Raw genomic sequence first — 16,991 nt, 5'->3', positions numbered from 1 at the left:
TTTTTATATTTGGATTTGCGGATTATGGAAAATAGGAAAAAAGCCTTGCCCCTGTATAAGAGGCAAGGCCTTATTTGAATGCGATTAGTTGATAATGTCGTCCTCGAAGTAGATGTCGCCATCGCTTGCATCGCCTTCAAAATCGTATTTTGTCTTGTCGTTGTTGCTGCTGTCGACGATCTCGCCGACTACGTCTGCATCGTCGAATTCATCCCAGATGTCTTCGATGACGTTAATCACGAGGTCTTCAAAGTCGGAATCGTCCAATTCGTCCTCATACTCGTCGAAGTCGAGAGCGATTTCCACCTCGATCTCATCCTCGTCGCCGCTCAGGGAAATATCCCACTCAGCGCCGCGGAAATCTTCGTAGTCGTCGTTCAGTTGATCTTCCAAGTCATCCAGTTCATCGTCGAAATCGTCGTCTTTTTTCTTCTTCGCATCTTCCAGATCGTCTTCCAGGTCAGCGATTTGTTTGTTCAGCGAGTCGATCTTGCTTTGCAGGCTGCGGATTTGCGCATCGCGCGCCGCCAGTTCAGCCGCGTGCTGGGCATCAGCCTGATCTTTTACCGTGATGGTGTACGTATTGCCATCCCAGACGACTTCCTTGTTGAACACGCCAGCCATCATGCGCAGCGGAATGTAGGTGGTTCCGTTGACGATAAATGGTTCGATGGTAGTCGGAACGGCTACGCCGTTATACAAAACCTTGATATTGTTGTACTTTGCCTGCAAGTTTTTTGTTCCAGTCGCTGCCTGAGAGCCTGTCGGCAGCAAGCTTGTCGCAAGAACCACCGCTGAGAAAACTGCCAGATACTGCTTTTTGAACATCGAAAATCCTCCTTCTCCCGGTTGTCTTTTTCAAGTCATGTTGCTATGTACAACATTTACTTTACCTATTGATCGTGTCGAGAATATGTCAACGTTGCATTTTTCCCATTCCAGTTTCAGGGAACTCCATGACCAAAACGACCAAAACAACCAATATGACCGTATCATTCTCAATTTTTTGTCCATTCTATACAATGCGAAATAGACAGTTGAAGCGCTTACAAAGACATTTAGTGAAAAGGGGTCGGTTCGATGCGGATCAACTTTAAAAACCTGACCGTCCAGGTCGTGATTGCCATTATTCTCGGTATTATCGTCGGGCATTTTGCTCCCAAATTCGGCGCGGAACTGAAAGTGTTGGCGGATATTTTTGTCAAGCTGATTAAGATGGTCATTCCGCCGATTGTATTCTTCACCGTCGTAAACGGAATCGCGAGCATGGGCGACATGAAAAAGGTCGGCAAGATCGGCGGCAAGGCGCTGATTTATTTTGAAATCGTTACCACTATTGCCCTTGCCATCGGCCTGCTCGTCGTCAACATTATCAAACCGGGCGAAGGCTTCGACAAAACGGGCCTGACGAGCGGAGACGTGAGCAAGTACACAGAGGCTGCCGCGCAATCGAGCCACGGCTTCGTTGAGTTTATCGTCAGCATCATCCCGGATAACGTCGTCGGTGCCATGGCAAAAGGCGAACTGCTGCCAATCCTGTTCTTCGCTGTGCTGTTCGGGCTGTCGCTCGCGGCGATGGGGCAAGCCTCCCAGCCAGTCATCAAGCTGTTTGACAAGCTGACACACGGATTTTTCGGCGTCGTCAACATGATTATGAAAGTGTCCCCGCTGGCGGCATTCGGTGCCATGGCCTACACGATCGGCAAATTCGGCATCGGCTCTCTCTCCCGTCTGGGCCTGTTGATGACAGCGGTGTACGTCACCATGTTTTTGTTCATCGTCCTGGTGCTGGGCAGTATCGCCCGCTACTACAAATTCAGCATCTTTTCGTTTATCAAATACATTCGGGAAGAAATTTTGCTCGTACTCGGCACCTCCTCTTCCGAATCCGCTCTCCCGCGGATGATGGACCGTCTGGAGAAGTACGGCTGCTCCAAATCGGTCGTCGGTCTCGTCGTTCCTACAGGCTATTCGTTCAACCTGGACGGAACCTCGATCTACCTGTCGATGGCCGCCATGTTTATCGCCCAGGCGTACGGCGTCGATCTCAGCATCTGGCAGCAGGTGACGCTGCTCGGCATTTTGATGATTACGTCCAAGGGCGCGGCAGGCGTGACAGGCTCCGGCTTCATTACGCTGGCGGCTACACTGGCAGCCTTCCCGATGATTCCGGTCGAAGGTATTGCCCTGCTGCTCGGGGTTGACCGCTTCATGTCCGAGGCGCGTGCCATTACGAACCTGATCGGAAACGGCGTAGCAGCGGTTGTCATTGCCAAACAGGAGGACGAATTCCACCCTGGACGCGTCCAGCAAGCGAGTGAGGCAACAGAACCAGGCTCGGAACAGGAAGCAGAGGGCAAAGCGATATTGGCCTGACATCATGATAGGCACGGCTGTTTTTGGCTAGTGCTTTCCGCTTCCATTACAAAAGGGAACCTGCTTTCGGTAGGTTCCCTTTCTTGCATGGAAGCCCTTGCTCAATCATGTGGCCATGTCTTGCGCAAATCCTGCTCGAACTGGCGCAAATGTTTGATTCGCTTCTGCGCAGCCTGGTATTCCTCCAGCCAGTTCTCCTTCTCCCGCTCCCGGATAATCTCTGCTTTTTTCTCCAGCTCCCGCACCTCATTGCGCAAGGCAATCACGATGTCCAATAGCTCATCCATCTCCATGGAGCGCATATCCTGAATAAAATGCCATTCGGCTTCGGTTAAACGATATTGCTTGTTGGCCACGCTTTCATCACCCTTAAAAAATGTGTCAATTCTGTCGGAGTTTGTTGCATCTATATCATTTTCTATTCCGTCCAAAAAGCAGATGCCGCTTCGTGTATAATAATGGATAATAGGTACGTATGTCGACAGTACACTCGTGCAAGCAGCGGGATGATGACTGCCGTAACTTCGGCGCAGTTATCATTCCAATAAAGGATCGGCGGCATGCAGAGTGCTCTTTCTCGTTAAAGAGTGATTACCTATACAAGTACAGATGATTACACATTGGATTTATGAAGGAGGCTGTTGCATGTTCTCTATTCGAGAAACAGATTTGCCGGGCATCGGCAGAAAATATCAGGTAGAAACAAAAAGCGGCGATAAACTGGTTGTCGTCATTCACGATGACGGACGCCGGGAAATGTACCATTTTGACCGCGAAGATCCCGATGACAACATCTCGATGGTCACACTCGACGATGACGAAGCAAGGCAGGTTGCCGCAATCGTCGGCGGGCTGACCTACAAGCCAACCGCTTTGGAAACAGTCGAGATCGCATTGGACAAGCTCATGATCGAGTGGTACAAGATCGAGCCGGACGCACGCGCAATCGGCAAGACTATCGGCGAGCTCGATGTGCGTCAGGAGACCGGAGCCACGATTATCGCTGTCATTGAAAAAGATCACAAGCAAACCATCAACCCTGGTCCCGAGTATGTGCTCTGTGCAGGCTCCACGCTGGTTGTAGCGGGAGAGCGAAAGCAGGTGAAGGCACTCAAGGCCATTCTCAGCAACGGAAGTGAGTGAGCATGGGAGGCAGTTCGCCTCCACAGATGGCAGCCTGGGGAAAAGGCGGACATGCGGCACCTCGGGCCTGCACGCTATTTACTGCACTCTCCCCAGCGTTTTCTCCATCCATTCGTAGCTCATCGGGCCGATGTACTTTTCACGGATCACGCCTTGGCTGTCAATGATGAAGCTGGTTGGAATAGAAATGGCCTTGTACATGTCAGAGACCTGTTTCTCGCCATCCAGCAGCACGGGAAAGGTCATGCCGTACGCCTGGACAAATTTCTCCACATCTTCCGGCTTCGTCTCCGTTGCCGTCAGGTTGACGCCCAAAATGACGACGCCGTTCGCCTTGTTTGCTTCGTAAAACCGCTGCATGTCCGGGATTTCCGCCCGGCACGGCGGACACCAGGTCGCCCATAAATTGACGATGACTTTTTTCCCGCGAAAATCGGACAGCTTCACTTTGTCGCCACCAGGCTGTTGCAGTTCAAAATCCGGGGCCAGATTGCCTTTTTCCAGCCCGATTGGCACGCTGCTGTTCGCTCCGCTGGTCGCCGCGTTTTCCGCTCCTTTGTCGAGCACGTATGCATCCACGACTCCCCACGCCAACAAGGCGATCAGCACGACCACAGCCGCTATCTGATTACGTTTCATCCAGCCCCTCTCCTTTCACTTGATTTGCGCGCCTGGATAAAAAGAGCAGCAGGAGGGCACAGCCGTAACAGACGAGCTGCTCGGCGGACAGTCCAAGCAGCACCGCTTGGCGCGGCTCAAAATAAAACAGCACGTAGACCTGCCCGATTGCATACCACATGAGCGGCGCAAGCCAGGCAGTCAGCTCGCTGAGTGCTTCGCGCATTCGTTGCAGCCAGACGATGAACAACAGACAGAGCATGAGCTGCTGGCCGTGGTACCACACGCCGCCTTTTTCCAGCAAAGCCGTCAGCAGATGATGTACGCCAGCCGCAGCCAAAAAGCCTGTCGCCAGCGCCCAGGCCACAAGTTGGATCGGCAAAGCTTTTTTGCGCACCGTCACCACGAGATAGACCGCAACCGCCACGGCTGCGAGCCACGCTCCGTTTTCACCCCCGGAGAAATAGAGGATCGACGAAGGATTTTGCAGAACTTGCTCCAGATGAAACAACGCATAGCTGAGCTTCCAGACGAAAAAAGCGAGAACGACCGCGTTGCTCAAAAGCTCTGTGATGGCCACTCTTTTCGCTCTCTCTTTTGGAAACAGAAACGTAATCGCAAGAAAGCCGCTGGCAATGGAGACGATCACAGCCAGCGTGCTCATTTTCAACAAAAAGGGACCGATCTGAAAGGCGTCCGACAAAGCTGTTTCCTCCTTGGAAAAGATAGCTTGTACCACCTATCAACATATCAGGAAAAGGGGGATAATGGAATGCTCCGGGCAAAATAGTGTTGCAAGCGTGATGGGGCGTATGCCTGCTGTACGAGCGCAAAAAGGAATCTTTCTCCTATCTTCTGTTGGATACCTTTTTCACAAAAAAACAACCCAAGCCCATCTTCCAAACAGGCTCAGGTTGCTTCAGCTTACGTTTCCTCTTGTTTTCCCAGCCATCCTGCCACCAGCGCCTCTGCCTCCCGGTCCCTGCGCGCGATCTCCCCGCTTCGGGTCCAGTGCAAAAAGCGGTCGTCCAGCAGCTCTGCCAAAATGGCGCGTTTGTCTGCCGGGCCAAGCTCGTCCAGCGCGAGTACGCGGCGGCGCATTTTGCCCAAAAAAAGCGTGTAGTCCTCGTACTCCGGCCCGATCCACGCTTCCAGCTGGCGGCGCAGTTTTTTCGCCAGCCCAGGGTTGTTTCCTCCGGTGGAAATGGCGACGGTCAGATCGCCGCGTTCGACTACGGACGGAACCGTAAACGAGCACAGATCGGGACGATCCACCACGTTGACCCACTGCTGCGGCTCGGACGCCTCGTACACCGCCAGGTTGACAGCCGGATCACTGGTCGCCGCAATGACGAGCACGGCGCCCGCGACGTCTGCGGGAGCAAACGGGCGCTGCCAGAGCGTCAGCCTGCCAGCTTGTTCCCATTCGCGAATCGCCGCTGTACAGGCGGGACTCACGACGCTGACGGCGGCACCTGCGGCAAGGAGACTGGCGATCTTTCGTTCCGCGACTTGCCCGCCGCCGACGACCACACAGCGCTTGTTTTCCAGGTTGACCATCATCGCATACGGTCGCATTCGGCATCCTACCTCCCCACATGTTTCGGGCAAACAAGCGGATGGCGCAGCTGACGGCCTCAGCCGGATGGCTTATCCGACAGCCTCATCCGGCTGCCCGCCTCGCTTGCCTTTGTTTAGCCGAAAATCCCCTCGTTTGGCCCGAGCGTAGCCTTAAACCAGTTGATCTTCTCCCGCATTTTCACGACATCCCCGACGAGAATGATCGCCGGATTGGTGATATGGCTATTTTCTGCCAAACGGTCTTCAATATCCGTGAGCGTGCCTGTCACGACGGCCTGCTGGGGCAGCGTCCCCCAGGAGATGACGGCGACGGGCGTCTGCGGATCGCGGCCGTGCTTCATCAACTGCGTGCGGATGAGCGGCAGATTGGCGACGCCCATGTAAAAGGCAATCGTATCGATCCCGCCTGCCAGCGCCCGCCACTTGTCCACAGCCAGCTCCGGTTTGTCCTCGCGCAGATGCCCTGTCACCACAGCGAACGACGAACCGTGGTCGCGATGCGTCACCGGAATGCCCGCGTACGCCGAAGCGGCGATACCTGCCGTTACGCCAGGCACGATTTCAAACGGGACGCCGCGCACAGCCAGGTACTCCGCTTCTTCTCCCGCTCGGCCAAAGACGCACGGATCGCCGCCTTTCAGCCGCACGACCACCTTGCCTGCCAGCGCCTTTTCGGCCAGCACCTCATTGATCGACTCCTGCCGCATCGTGTGATGATCGGGCAGCTTGCCGCAATAGATGCGCTCCGCCGTTTCGGGGGCGAGCGCAAGCAAAGCCGGATTCGCCAGCCGGTCGTAGACGACTACGTCTGCCTTTTGCAGACATTCCTGACCTTTTACGGTAATCAGCTTCGGATCACCGGGGCCAGCGCCGACGAGATACACTTTGCCTGCACCGCTCATCGGTCACTGACTCCCGCCTGTGCAAATGTCGCCATCTCCCGAACCATCCGCGCCGACGCCTCGACGATGGAAAACGCGACTGCCGCTCCGCTGCCTTCGCCAAGTCGCAGGTTCAGGTCGAGAAGCGGCTGTTTGCCGAGTACGTTCAGCACATAAGTGTGCCCCGGCTCCTGGGAGCGATGACCGGCAATCAGGTAGTCCGCTACCCCAGGCGCAAGCCGCACGGCGAGCAGTGCCGCCACCGTGGCGATAAAGCCGTCCAAAAGCACCGGAACGCGCCTTGCAGCCGCGCCGATCATCGCGCCTGCCATCGCGCCGATTTCCAGTCCGCCCACTTTTGCCAAAACGTCAAGCGGTCGGTCGGCATCCGGGCGATGCAGGGCGAGCGCTTCGCGAACGACCGCTTTTTTGCGCTGCCAGCCCGCGTCGTCCAATCCTGTGCCGCGGCCGACGATCTCGTCCGGGTCTGCTCCGGTCAAGGCAGCAAGGATCGCGCTGCTCGCCGTCGTGTTGCCGATCCCGACCTCCCCGACGATCAGCAGCTTGGCACCTTCGTCGATAATCTGCCCGGCCATCTCGATGCCGATTGCGAGCGCGCGCTGCGCCTCGTCAGCGGACATGGCAGCTTCCTTCAGCATGTTGCCCGAACCTGCCTTGATTCTTCGCTTGATGATACCTGGCGCTTCGACCTCTACGGCCACGCCGACATCGATGAATTTTTGAATCGCGCCGATTTGCCGCGCGAAAACATTGATGCCTGCGCCGCCGTTCACCAGATTCAGCAGCATTTGCGCCGTCACCTCTTGCGGGTAGGCCGACACTCCTTCTGCGGCTACCCCGTGATCGGCGGCAAAAACAAGTACGCCCGGCGGCGTGACGACAGGAAACGTCTCGCCCGTCATCCCCGCCAGCTCGACAGCCAGCTCCTCCAGACGTCCCAGACTGCCGAGCGGCTTTGTCAGTTGATCCACATGCTGTCTCGTTTGCTCACTTGCTTCCTGGTTTCGCGGCGCAATCGCCGGAAACTGCACTTCCAAGCCTGCCATTATTTACGCACCTCTTTTTCCTGATAAGCTTTCATCTGTTCTTCGATCTGATCCAGCCGCACATGACGGCGTACCGTATCCGCCAAAAGATCGTAGCCCTGCTCGCGAAGCGCCACGAACGACGGGCGCTCTGTGATCGGCGCAAGCCCTTTTTTCGCGCGAATCGCGTTCAGCAAAAGGCTGCGAAAGCGGTCATTGTGGAACAGTCCGTGAAAATACGTCCCGATCAGCCGGCGTTCCTCGTGACAATAGCCTTCTGTACGATCTCCCATCTGAATAAAAGGAAAATCGCTTTTTGCATAAACGGATTGGCCCATGTGAATCTCGTAGCCTTCGAGCGTAAGCTGCTCCCCGGCAAATGCAGCTTTGCCGCGGGACAGCACCGTCGTTTTCTTCTGCTCCATCGTCGTCACCATCGGGATCAGACCCAGACCGTCAAGCTGCTGCAGCGGCGACTCCACCCCGGCCGGGTCCAGAATCGACTCGCCCAGCATCTGATAGCCACCACACAAGCCTACCACGTATGCTCTGCCCTCTGCATGCCGTTTTTTCACAGCCGCCGCCAATCCCGTCTCGCGCAAAAATTGCAAGTCTTCCAACGTATTTTTGCTGCCAGGCAGCACGATCATGTCCGGCTCGCCCAGCTCTTCCAGTCGGGTCACAAAGCGCAGGCGGCAGTCCGGCTCCACAAAAAACGGGTCGACGTCCGTAAAATTGGAGATGCGCGGATAGCGCAAAACGGCAATATCCAGCTCGCGCGGCATCTCCCGCTGCCCCTGGTAGCGGTGCAAAATGAGCGAATCCTCCGCGTCGATCCACAAGTCGGGAATAAACGGCACCACGCCAAGCACAGGCTTGCCTGTGTACTGCGTAAACCAGTCCAGACCTGGCTGCAACAGCGACAGATCGCCGCGAAAACGATTGATGATAACGCCAATCACCCGGTCGCGGTCCTCTGGTTCCAGCAGTTGCAGCGTGCCGACGAGGCTGGCAAACACGCCGCCGCGCTCAATGTCCGCCACCAAAATAACCGGAGCGTTCGTCAGGCGGGCAACGCGCATGTTCACCAGTTCGCGGTCGTTCAGGTTGATCTCCGCCGGACTGCCCGCGCCTTCGATGACAATTCGCTCGTAGTCGCAAGCAAGCCGCTGATACGACTCCTGAATGATTCGCAGTCCTTCGTCGTAAAAATCCGTCCGGTACGCCATCGCTTTCATATTGGCGTACGGCTCGCCGTTCACCACGATCTGCGACTCCGCATCCCGCGTCGGCTTGATGAGGATCGGATTCATGTCGGTCGTCGCGAGAATCCCTGCCGCCTCCGCCTGAACGCCCTGTGCCCGCCCGATTTCTTTTCCGTCGAGCGTCACATACGAGTTGAGCGCCATGTTTTGCGACTTGAACGGAGCTGTTTTGTAGCCGTTCTGGGCAAAAATGCGGCAAAACGCTGTCGCGATCACACTTTTTCCGGCATCCGAGCTGGTTCCCTGAATCATCAGCGGGAGGGCTTTAGTCACGGGAAGCCACCTCCGCGCACAACCCGAGCCAGCGCTGCACCAGTGCCGGATTGGAACCAAAATGCAAGTGCGTGTAGCCCGCGACCAGGTTGTCTTTGGCAAAGCCCTCCGGCTTGGTGCCGCGCAAGCCTTTTGTCTCGTAGGCCGCAGGAAGCTGCTCATCGGTGGCATAGGTCGAATAGTGGAATTCGTGGCCTTTTGCCTGTTCCTCGGGGCCGATCAGGAAGTTGCCCTCCTTGCCGCGCACCTCGCGATAGCCGAGCGCCGCCAGTTTTTTTTGCATCGTCACCTTGCCGGGGATCAGTCCGACCATCGGGTAGCTCACTCCTTCTGTCGTCACAATCGCCTCCGTCAAAAACATGAATCCGCCGCACTCAGCCAATGTCGGCAAGCCTTTTGCGACCGCCTGGCGAAACGACTCCTTCACCGCTTCGTTTTGCGACAGCTCAGCGGCAAATTCCTCCGGGAAGCCTCCCCCGATGTACAGACCGTCCGCTTCTTCCGGCACGCCCTCTCCCGCAAGCGGCGAGAAAAAGGCCAGCTTCGCGCCGTACGCCTGCAGCAGCTCCAAATTTTCCGGATAGTAAAAATGGAACGCCGGGTCTTTCGCTACGGCAATCGTGACGTTGAAAACCTCTTCACGCGGTGCGAACAGTTGCGGAGCCACTTGCAGCGGCTCGGCTTTGGCCAGCTCCCAGACCAGCTCCAGGTCTACCGTCTCCCGGATCAGGCCAGCCAGCCTGGAAAAGAGCGGCGCAAGCTCGCCGCGTTCCACCGAGGGCACGAGTCCCAGATGGCGTTCGGGGATTTCCAGCTCGTTTTCCCGCTTCAGGTAACCGGCAACCGGAATCCCGCACTCCTGCTCAATCGCTGCCTTGACGATTTTGTAGTGACCTTCGCTGCCAACCTTGTTTGCGATCACGCCGACGATTTTCGCCTGCGGGTTGAGCATCTGGAAGCCTTTTACAATTGCAGCCGCGCTGCGTGCCATGCTCTGGCAATTGACGACAAGCAATACAGGCGACTTTGTCAGAATACTAATTTCAGCCGTGCTCCCCTTGTCGCTGGTCGCTTCCTTGCCGTCGTACATGCCCATGACGCCTTCGATGATGGAAATATCTGCGCCTGCGCTGCCGCGGACAAAAATCTCCTTCACGACGTCGTGCTCCAGCATGTAGCTGTCCAGATTGCGCGACGCTCTGCCCGTCACCGCTGTGTGGTAAGTCGGGTCGATGTAGTCAGGACCGCACTTGAAGCCTTGCACAATATAACCTTTTTCGATCAAGGCGGCCATCAGCCCGATGGTTACTGTCGTTTTCCCCGCTCCGCTGCCTGTTCCGGCAATGACGATACGGCGGCTGTCCGTCATGGGCGTTCCTCCTTATGATAAGGCATGAGCGCGACGGAAATGGTCACGTTGCCCGACTTTTTCTTGGTCAAAACAAGCTCGTCGACACCTGCATACAGCTTGGCTGCAGGCTCGCTCACTCCGTACGCTCCCGTAAACTTGAATACCGTCTCGGACGGCTCGCTGATTTCTACCTGGTTCAGTTCCTCCGGCGAGTACCAGACGAATGGCCAGCCGTATTTCTCGCATACGGCAATCAATCCGGTCTCGTCTTTTTTCAGTTCAATCGTGGCCAGCGCTTTGACACTCTTGATCGAAAATTGCAGCTCGTCCAGCGTCTCGCGGATAACCGTCTCGATCTCCTCCGCAGACGTTCCCCGGTTGCAGCCCATTCCCAGCACGATCACCTTCGGACGATACAGGACGCCGTTGTCGAGAATTGTCTGTTCCTTTGGCGTGAGCAGGCGGTGAGTAACGACGAGAGCCGCCTGCGGCTTGGCAGCCTGTGCTTCGGCGATGGTCGCATACTCCTTGATGGACGGCGGCATCGGCGTGTCATGCATCCACCAGTCGCGCTCGCCGGATTCGTTGACCACGGCTACGTGTTCCTCGTTGACGACCGCAGCGCTCACAGGCGTCAGCTTGTCGGCAGAATCCCACTCCCAGCCAAAACGGCGGCCGAACAAATCGACCGGAATCGTTTTCTGCACGTCAGAAGCGGTCGTGATGATCGGCCGAGCGCCCATGACCGCCGCCACTTCGCGGGCAAGCTCATTGGCCCCGCCCAGATGGCCGGACAGCACGCTGATGACGTTTTCCCCCCGGTCGTCAATGACGACAACGCCCGGGTCTTTCTTTTTGTCTTCGAGCAGCGGTGCGATCATGCGCACGACCGCCCCGAGTGAAATAATGACAATCAGCCCTTTGTACGCGGGCCACAGCGCAGGAAACAGCATCCGCACGCTGTTGGAAAAAAGCTGGATGCCGCGCGCTTCCTCGTCCCCGCGCGCGAACTTGCTCATGTAGTACAAATCTGTCCCGGGAAATTTTTGCGCCAGATCGCGGGCCATCTCGACCCCGTGCTTCGTGATGGCGACAATCGCGTAATCGCCCCGCTGACGGATGACGGGGATTTCTCCTTCGATTAGTTCGATTATCATTCTTTCACACCTTTTCTGTACCCGTGCGTGAAGGTTTTATCGTACAGCTTGGAACGGTATTGCCCGCTTTTTTCGTGAATGTTCGGGTCCAGAGCCCAGCCGGCCAAAATCATCGCGTGCTTGCGAATGCCGTGTTTGCCCATGTCTTCATCGAGGTTTTTCAAAGTCGTGCGCACGATCAACTGATCCGGCCAGCTCGCCCGCTGCACGACGGCGACGGGCGTATCCTCGCTCCAGCCCGCTTCGATCAGCTCGCGCACCACTTTTTTCGTCAAGGTCGCGCTGAGGTACAGAGCCAGCGTGCAATGATGCTCCGCGAGCGAGCGCAGCTTTTCTTTGTCCGGTACAGGCGTGCGTCCTTCTGCGCGGGTGAGAATCAGCGTCTGGGTCAGCTCGGGAATCGTCAGCTCGGCCCCTACCGCCGCTGCCGCCGCGAACACAGAGCTTACGCCAGGCACGATTTCCACCTCGATGCCTTCCCCCTTCAACAAGGCAATCTGCTCCATGATCGCCCCGTACACAGACGGATCGCCCGTATGCAGACGTACTACCGTTTTGCCTTTTCTGATCCGGTCTGCCATCAGCTCGACCATTTCTTCCAGAGCCATGCCGGAGCTGTGCAGCACCTCCGCGTCAGGATTGCCGAGCGCCACCAGTTCTTCGTTGACGAGCGAGTCGGTGTACAGGATCACGTCTGCCTTTTGCAGCAGCTTCAAGCCTTTTACCGTAATCAAATCAGGGTCGCCGGGACCCGCTCCCACTATGTACAGTTTCATCCCTTTTTCACCACCATCAGCGTAAGATAGCCAAGCTCTGCCCGCTCCAGTTCGCGCATGTCCGTCCAGACCATCTCTTCCGATGAAGTGACCTTTGTCGCAACAGCAGCTTTGTCTGCGAGGCCCATTTCTTTCAGCAAACCGATTATCATCGGCAGCACTTTTGCTACCTTCAAAAACACGACGGTATCGTGGCTTTCCAGCGCTTTTCGCATCGCTTCCCGATCATCTGTCGCCGGAATAATCCCGATCTGCTCGTCGCCGTCTGCAAGCGGCAGGTTGAAGCGTGAAGCTGCTCCGAGAAAAGACGAGACGCCCGGCACGGTCACAATCGGCACTTCCGGGTGCGCCTCCTGCATGCCCCGCATCATGTGGATAAATGTGCTGTAAAACATCGGATCGCCTTCCGTCACGAAAGCAACGTCTTTTCCTTCCGCCAGACGCTCCCAGACGATTTCCACCGTTTGCTTCCATTCACGCTCCAAAATGTCTTTGTCCCGTGTCATCGGGAATACCAGTCCGAGCATTTCTTTTTCTGACTGTTGCACGTACAGCTCCGCGATTTGATGCGCGTAGCTTTTGCTGCCCATCCGCTTTTTCGGGTAGGCGATCACCGGGGATTGCTGCAGCAGGCGGAATGCCTTGACCGTAATCAATTCCGGGTCGCCGGGACCTACGCCCAATCCGTACAATGTTCCGACCTTGCTCACTTGCTGTCTCCCCCTTGTTCTTCTGCCTGCTTCGCCCAGGCTGTAATGATGTAGATCGGATTCAACGCTTCAAACCGCGTCAGAGACAAAATCGGCTTGCTGCGCGATAGCTGCGCCAATGTCACTGCGGTTTCAAAGCCTTCCTCTGCAAAGGCTTGCGTCGCTTCGTACAGTGTCTCGATTGTCGCTGCGTTGACCACGATCCGGCCGCCTGGACGCAAGCGCGTGCAGCAAATATGTAAAAGCTCGCGCAATTCTCCGCCGCTGCCACCGATGAACACCGCATCGGGGTCCGGGAACTCGTCCAGTCCTTGCGGCGCACGCGCATGCACAACCGTCAAATCCGCGCGGAACTTCGCCATGTTCTGACGGCAGTTTTCCAGATCGTCCGCGTTTTTCTCCACGGCGTACACTGCGCCTTCCCGCGCGATCCGCGCCGCTTCAATCGCAACAGAGCCTGTGCACGTGCCGATGTCCCAGACGATGCTTTTGGCGTGCAATTGCAGTTGGGCAATGCTTAAAATGCGCACTTCTTTTTTGGTAATCAGTCCTTTGTCCGGCTTGCGCTGGGAAAACTCCTCGTCTGCAATCCCGAACGGCCAGACCGGGCCTGGACGGCGTTTTTTCAAAATGACGACATTCAGATCGGAAAAGACGCCATCCGCCATTTCCTGCAACGTGTACCAGCCTGTCCGCTCGTCGGCGCTGCCCAGGTTCTCCGCCACGAACGCTTCGTATTCGGTCATCTGAAACGACAGCAAGTAGTTGGCGATCGCTGCGGGCGAGTTTTCCCGGTCGGTGAGCAGTGCGACCTTTTCCTTGCCGTCGATGCGCTGTGCCAGTCCCTTGATGCTGCGGCCGTGCACGCTGACGAGCACCGCGTCCTGCCACGCCTCGCCCATTTTGGCAAAAGCGAGCTGGATGGAGCTTAGGTGCGGGTAAATTTCCACGTTCAACTTTTTCGCCAGCAAGCTGCCGATCCCGTAAAAGAGCGGATCGCCCGAAGCGAGAATGACCGTCTTGCGCGTCTCGGAGCGCAGCTCTTCCACCATTGCGGACAAGCCGCCTTTCAACACCCGCTTTTCCCCTTTGTACTCCGGAAAAAAGCCAAGGTGCCGCTCTCCGCCGACCAGAAGCTCGCTCTCTTCAATCCAGGTCCGGTACAGCGGCAGCAGGCTTTGCTGTCCGTCATCCCCGATCCCGATTACTTTCATCGCTTGTGTCATTGATCGTCACCCTTCCCAACTGGGACCCTTTCATAGTAATGATGATGGTTTCGACCTCCATGCCGCCGCCCACTTCCGTAAGGGCCGCCCGGCAGCAGTTCGCGCACATGATCTCGAAAAAGGCAGGCGTATCTGCCATCAGGTCGCCAACCTGCGAGGCCGTGTTCGCGGTAAGGATCTCGCGGATCAGCTCTTGCGGCGCCCCTGCCTCTTCCGCCATCTGGGCGAGAAAGCCGAAATCGACAGGGGCGCTTTTGGAGTGGACCATCATGACGCCCTGTGCCACTTTGGAAAATTTGCCCATCATCCCGACCAGAGTCACCTTGCGTATGTTTCGCCTCTTGCATTGCTTGAGGGCAAAACCGACAAAGTCTCCCATTTCCACGAACGCTTCCTCGGACAGCTCCGGGTAGGCGGCCATCCCGAACGATTCGCTCTTGCCGCCCGTGGACAGGACAATGTGATCGCAGCCCGCTTCCTTTGCGACGTTGATCGCCTGCGCTACGCTCGCTTTGTAGGCAGCAGTGGAAAACGGCACCACGACTCCGCGCGTCCCCAAAATCGAGATGCCGCCAAGGATGCCAAGTCGTCCATTTAACGTTTTTTTGGCAATTTCCTCACCTTCAGGCACGGAAATGACGATTTTGATGCCGCGCTTTGTCCCGTACTCATCGAGCACCGCCTGGGCGGTTTCGCGGATCATTTTGCGCGGCACGGGGTTAATGGCGGCTTCACCGATGGGAACAGGCAGTCCCGGCTTGGTCACCCGACCAACACCAACGCCGCCGTCCAGAATAATCCCCGGCTGATCGGACCATTCCACGGTCGAGAGAATGAGCGCACCGTGGGTTGCATCCGGGTCGTCGCCGCCGTCCTTGATCGTGCCCGCCGTCGCTTTTTCCGGCGAAAATTCGCAGCTCTCCATCTGAAAGGTCACGTCCTCGCCAATCGGCAGACGAATAGTGGCCTCTGTTTGCCGCTCCTGGGTGATGAGCGCGATCAAAGCAGCCTTGGTCGTCGCCGTTGCGCATGATCCGGTTGTATAGCCGTGGCGGAGGGGTTTTGCCTCTTTTTCTTCCGACGCTGCTTTCGCTGCCATCTGCTATCCCAACCGTTCCGCCATGATGGAAATGGCATTCAATGCGGCGACGGTCACAGGACTTCCGCCTTTTCGCCCGATGTTCGTAATGAACGGAATGTCGAGCTTCGCCAGCTCTTCCTTGGACTCTGCGGCAGATACGAAGCCGACTGGCATTCCGATCACAAGGCCTGGCTTCGCTTCGCCTTCCTTCACCAGGCGAATCAGCTCCAGGAGAGCCGTTGGCGCGTTGCCAATGCAGAAAATGCCGCCGTCTGCTTCCTTCACCGCTTTGCGCATGGAAATGATCGCGCGCGTCGTATTGAGGCGCTTCGCTTCTTCCATGACATCACGGTCGGATATGTACACTTTTACCTGGCCGCCGAACTTCTCGATCCGGTTTTTGCTGATGCCGACCTGCACCATTTGCACGTCCGCGACGACGATTTTTCCGCTGCGGATCGCCTCAATACCGGATTTCACAGCATCCGGATGGAAAACGAGGCTGCGTCCGAGGTCGAAGTCTGCGGAAGCGTGAATGACGCGCTGTACAACAGGGAATTGCTCGGCGGTAAAAGAATGCTCGCCCAGCTCTTCCGTAATGATTTGAAAACTCTTGTCCTCGATCTCCTGCGGTTGTACAGTCAAAGGCTTGAATTCCGTCTTGAAATCCATGGTTGACTCCCTCCAGTCACTTGTTTGGGTGCGTGCTCCTTCCTCAACCGGTACGGCGCGCTATTGAACAACCGCTTTGAGCTGGTCCAGCACGCTTTGGTAATCGGAAAACTTGGTCCCGTAGTCGATTTTCGGCCGTCCGATGACAATGGTCTCGATGCCCATTTCCAGCGCCGCTTCCACCTTTTCGTCAAAAGCGCCGACCTTGCCGCTCTCCTTCGTAATCATCAAAGTTACGCCGTAGTGGGCGTAGAGTGCCTTGTTCAGCTCCTTGGAAAAAGGCCCCTGCATCGCAATGATGTTTTTTTGCTCCACGCCGAGCTCCTCGCATTTTTGCATGTTGTCTATGCGCGGCAGCATCCGGGCAACCAACGTCGTATCCGGCAGGCCCAGCAGGCGGTCCGTGAACGTTTTCAGCGTCTTGCTGCCCGTCGTCAGCATGATGACCCCGCGCTTTTTGGCGGCAAGCTCAGCCGCCTGCACGTAATCCTCGACGACGATCAGCTTTTCGCTGCCTGGCGCAGCGAGGCTCTCCCGCTCGTAGCGGATGTACGGCACACCTGCGCCCTGTGCGCCCGCCATGGCGTTTTTCGAGGCTTCCTCGGCAAACGGATGGCTTGCGTCTACTACGCACTGCACGCCCCGCTTTTGGATCAACTGCTGGATGTCGTCTGCGCTCAAGCGTCCGACCTGGACGGGCACGCCTGCTTCTTCCATGCTTTTTGCAGCGTTGTCCGTTACGACGGTAGTCAGCAGGTCGTAGCCGTTTTCCTTGATTAACAGAGCCAGTTCGCGGGCGTCGCTCGTTCCAGCCAGTACCAGAATCATGCTGTGT

The 16,991-nt window shown here is 56.6% G+C and carries 18 protein-coding genes; 2 read left to right on the top strand and 16 right to left on the bottom strand.

The window, feature by feature from the left end; genetic code table 11:
- Positions 1-84: 84 nt before the first annotated feature.
- On the bottom strand, positions 85-828 hold the full coding sequence (locus EDM57_RS20620) for a stalk domain-containing protein (protein WP_122906576.1): 744 nt from the start codon (positions 826-828) through the stop codon (positions 85-87).
- A gap of 252 nt (positions 829-1,080) precedes the next feature.
- Here EDM57_RS20620 and EDM57_RS20615 point away from each other — a divergent pair, with 252 nt between their 5' ends.
- Positions 1,081-2,376 (top strand): dicarboxylate/amino acid:cation symporter, encoded by a 1,296-nt coding sequence (locus EDM57_RS20615; RefSeq protein WP_122906575.1) that lies wholly within the window; start codon positions 1,081-1,083, stop codon positions 2,374-2,376.
- 101 nt (positions 2,377-2,477) lie between these two features.
- Here EDM57_RS20615 and EDM57_RS20610 read toward each other — a convergent pair whose 3' ends face one another.
- Positions 2,478-2,732, bottom strand: a complete 255-nt coding sequence (locus tag EDM57_RS20610; RefSeq protein WP_122906574.1) for a hypothetical protein — start codon at positions 2,730-2,732, stop codon at positions 2,478-2,480.
- Between the two features lie 289 nt (positions 2,733-3,021).
- Here EDM57_RS20610 and EDM57_RS20605 point away from each other — a divergent pair, with 289 nt between their 5' ends.
- Positions 3,022-3,519 carry a cation:proton antiporter regulatory subunit gene (locus EDM57_RS20605; protein ID WP_122906573.1) on the top strand — a complete coding sequence of 166 codons (498 nt, stop codon included), beginning with the start codon at positions 3,022-3,024 and terminating at the stop codon, positions 3,517-3,519.
- A gap of 78 nt (positions 3,520-3,597) precedes the next feature.
- Here the strand turns inward: EDM57_RS20605 and EDM57_RS20600 are convergent, their stop codons facing one another.
- From EDM57_RS20600 to cobK, 14 genes are all read right to left on the bottom strand, one after another.
- The gene (locus EDM57_RS20600) at positions 3,598-4,158 is read right to left on the bottom strand and encodes a peroxiredoxin family protein (protein ID WP_122906572.1); all 561 of its coding nucleotides are present in this window, start codon (positions 4,156-4,158) and stop codon (positions 3,598-3,600) included.
- Positions 4,148-4,840: a hypothetical protein gene (locus EDM57_RS20595; RefSeq protein ID WP_122906571.1), complete on the bottom strand. Its 693-nt coding sequence runs from the start codon at positions 4,838-4,840 to the stop codon at positions 4,148-4,150. Before EDM57_RS20595 ends, EDM57_RS20600 begins: the two co-directional genes overlap by 11 nt.
- A 221-nt stretch (positions 4,841-5,061) precedes the next feature.
- The gene (locus tag EDM57_RS20590; protein ID WP_122906570.1) at positions 5,062-5,715 is read right to left on the bottom strand and encodes a precorrin-2 dehydrogenase/sirohydrochlorin ferrochelatase family protein; all 654 of its coding nucleotides are present in this window, start codon (positions 5,713-5,715) and stop codon (positions 5,062-5,064) included.
- 116 nt (positions 5,716-5,831) lie between these two features.
- On the bottom strand, positions 5,832-6,620 hold the full coding sequence (cobA, locus tag EDM57_RS20585) for a uroporphyrinogen-III C-methyltransferase (protein ID WP_122906569.1): 789 nt from the start codon (positions 6,618-6,620) through the stop codon (positions 5,832-5,834).
- The gene (gene cobT, locus EDM57_RS20580; RefSeq protein ID WP_211338286.1) at positions 6,617-7,666 is read right to left on the bottom strand and encodes a nicotinate-nucleotide--dimethylbenzimidazole phosphoribosyltransferase; all 1,050 of its coding nucleotides are present in this window, start codon (positions 7,664-7,666) and stop codon (positions 6,617-6,619) included. The genes cobA and cobT overlap by 4 nt, the downstream gene beginning before the upstream one ends.
- A complete protein-coding gene (locus EDM57_RS20575; RefSeq protein WP_122906568.1) occupies positions 7,666-9,183 on the bottom strand; it encodes a cobyric acid synthase in 1,518 nt (505 codons plus the stop codon). The genes cobT and EDM57_RS20575 overlap by 1 nt, the downstream gene beginning before the upstream one ends.
- Positions 9,176-10,552, bottom strand: coding sequence for a cobyrinic acid a,c-diamide synthase CobB (locus EDM57_RS20570; RefSeq protein WP_122906567.1), 1,377 nt, complete (start codon positions 10,550-10,552; stop codon positions 9,176-9,178). Before EDM57_RS20570 ends, EDM57_RS20575 begins: the two co-directional genes overlap by 8 nt.
- Entirely contained in the window at positions 10,549-11,691 is a 1,143-nt protein-coding gene (locus EDM57_RS20565; RefSeq protein ID WP_122906566.1) for a cobalt-precorrin 5A hydrolase, read from the bottom strand. The genes EDM57_RS20570 and EDM57_RS20565 overlap by 4 nt, the downstream gene beginning before the upstream one ends.
- Positions 11,688-12,467 carry a precorrin-4 C(11)-methyltransferase gene (gene cobM, locus EDM57_RS20560; RefSeq protein WP_122906565.1) on the bottom strand — a complete coding sequence of 260 codons (780 nt, stop codon included), beginning with the start codon at positions 12,465-12,467 and terminating at the stop codon, positions 11,688-11,690. Before cobM ends, EDM57_RS20565 begins: the two co-directional genes overlap by 4 nt.
- Entirely contained in the window at positions 12,464-13,177 is a 714-nt protein-coding gene (gene cobI / locus EDM57_RS20555) for a precorrin-2 C(20)-methyltransferase (protein ID WP_122906564.1), read from the bottom strand. Before cobI ends, cobM begins: the two co-directional genes overlap by 4 nt.
- Positions 13,174-14,403, bottom strand: coding sequence for a precorrin-6y C5,15-methyltransferase (decarboxylating) subunit CbiE (gene cbiE / locus EDM57_RS20550; protein ID WP_122906563.1), 1,230 nt, complete (start codon positions 14,401-14,403; stop codon positions 13,174-13,176). Before cbiE ends, cobI begins: the two co-directional genes overlap by 4 nt.
- Positions 14,366-15,502 (bottom strand): cobalt-precorrin-5B (C(1))-methyltransferase, encoded by a 1,137-nt coding sequence (locus tag EDM57_RS20545; protein ID WP_122906562.1) that lies wholly within the window; start codon positions 15,500-15,502, stop codon positions 14,366-14,368. The genes cbiE and EDM57_RS20545 overlap by 38 nt, the downstream gene beginning before the upstream one ends.
- A gap of 3 nt (positions 15,503-15,505) precedes the next feature.
- A complete protein-coding gene (locus EDM57_RS20540; protein ID WP_122906561.1) occupies positions 15,506-16,156 on the bottom strand; it encodes a precorrin-8X methylmutase in 651 nt (216 codons plus the stop codon).
- A 60-nt stretch (positions 16,157-16,216) separates the two neighbouring features.
- Positions 16,217-16,984 (bottom strand): precorrin-6A reductase, encoded by a 768-nt coding sequence (gene cobK / locus EDM57_RS20535; protein ID WP_122906560.1) that lies wholly within the window; start codon positions 16,982-16,984, stop codon positions 16,217-16,219.
- Positions 16,985-16,991 lie beyond the last annotated feature (7 nt).

This window comes from Brevibacillus gelatini (assembly GCF_003710935.1).
Classification (GTDB): domain Bacteria; phylum Bacillota; class Bacilli; order Brevibacillales; family Brevibacillaceae; genus Brevibacillus; species Brevibacillus gelatini.
The sequence above is the reverse complement of the archived record's forward strand: the minus strand, read 5'-3'. Positions and strand labels throughout refer to the sequence as shown.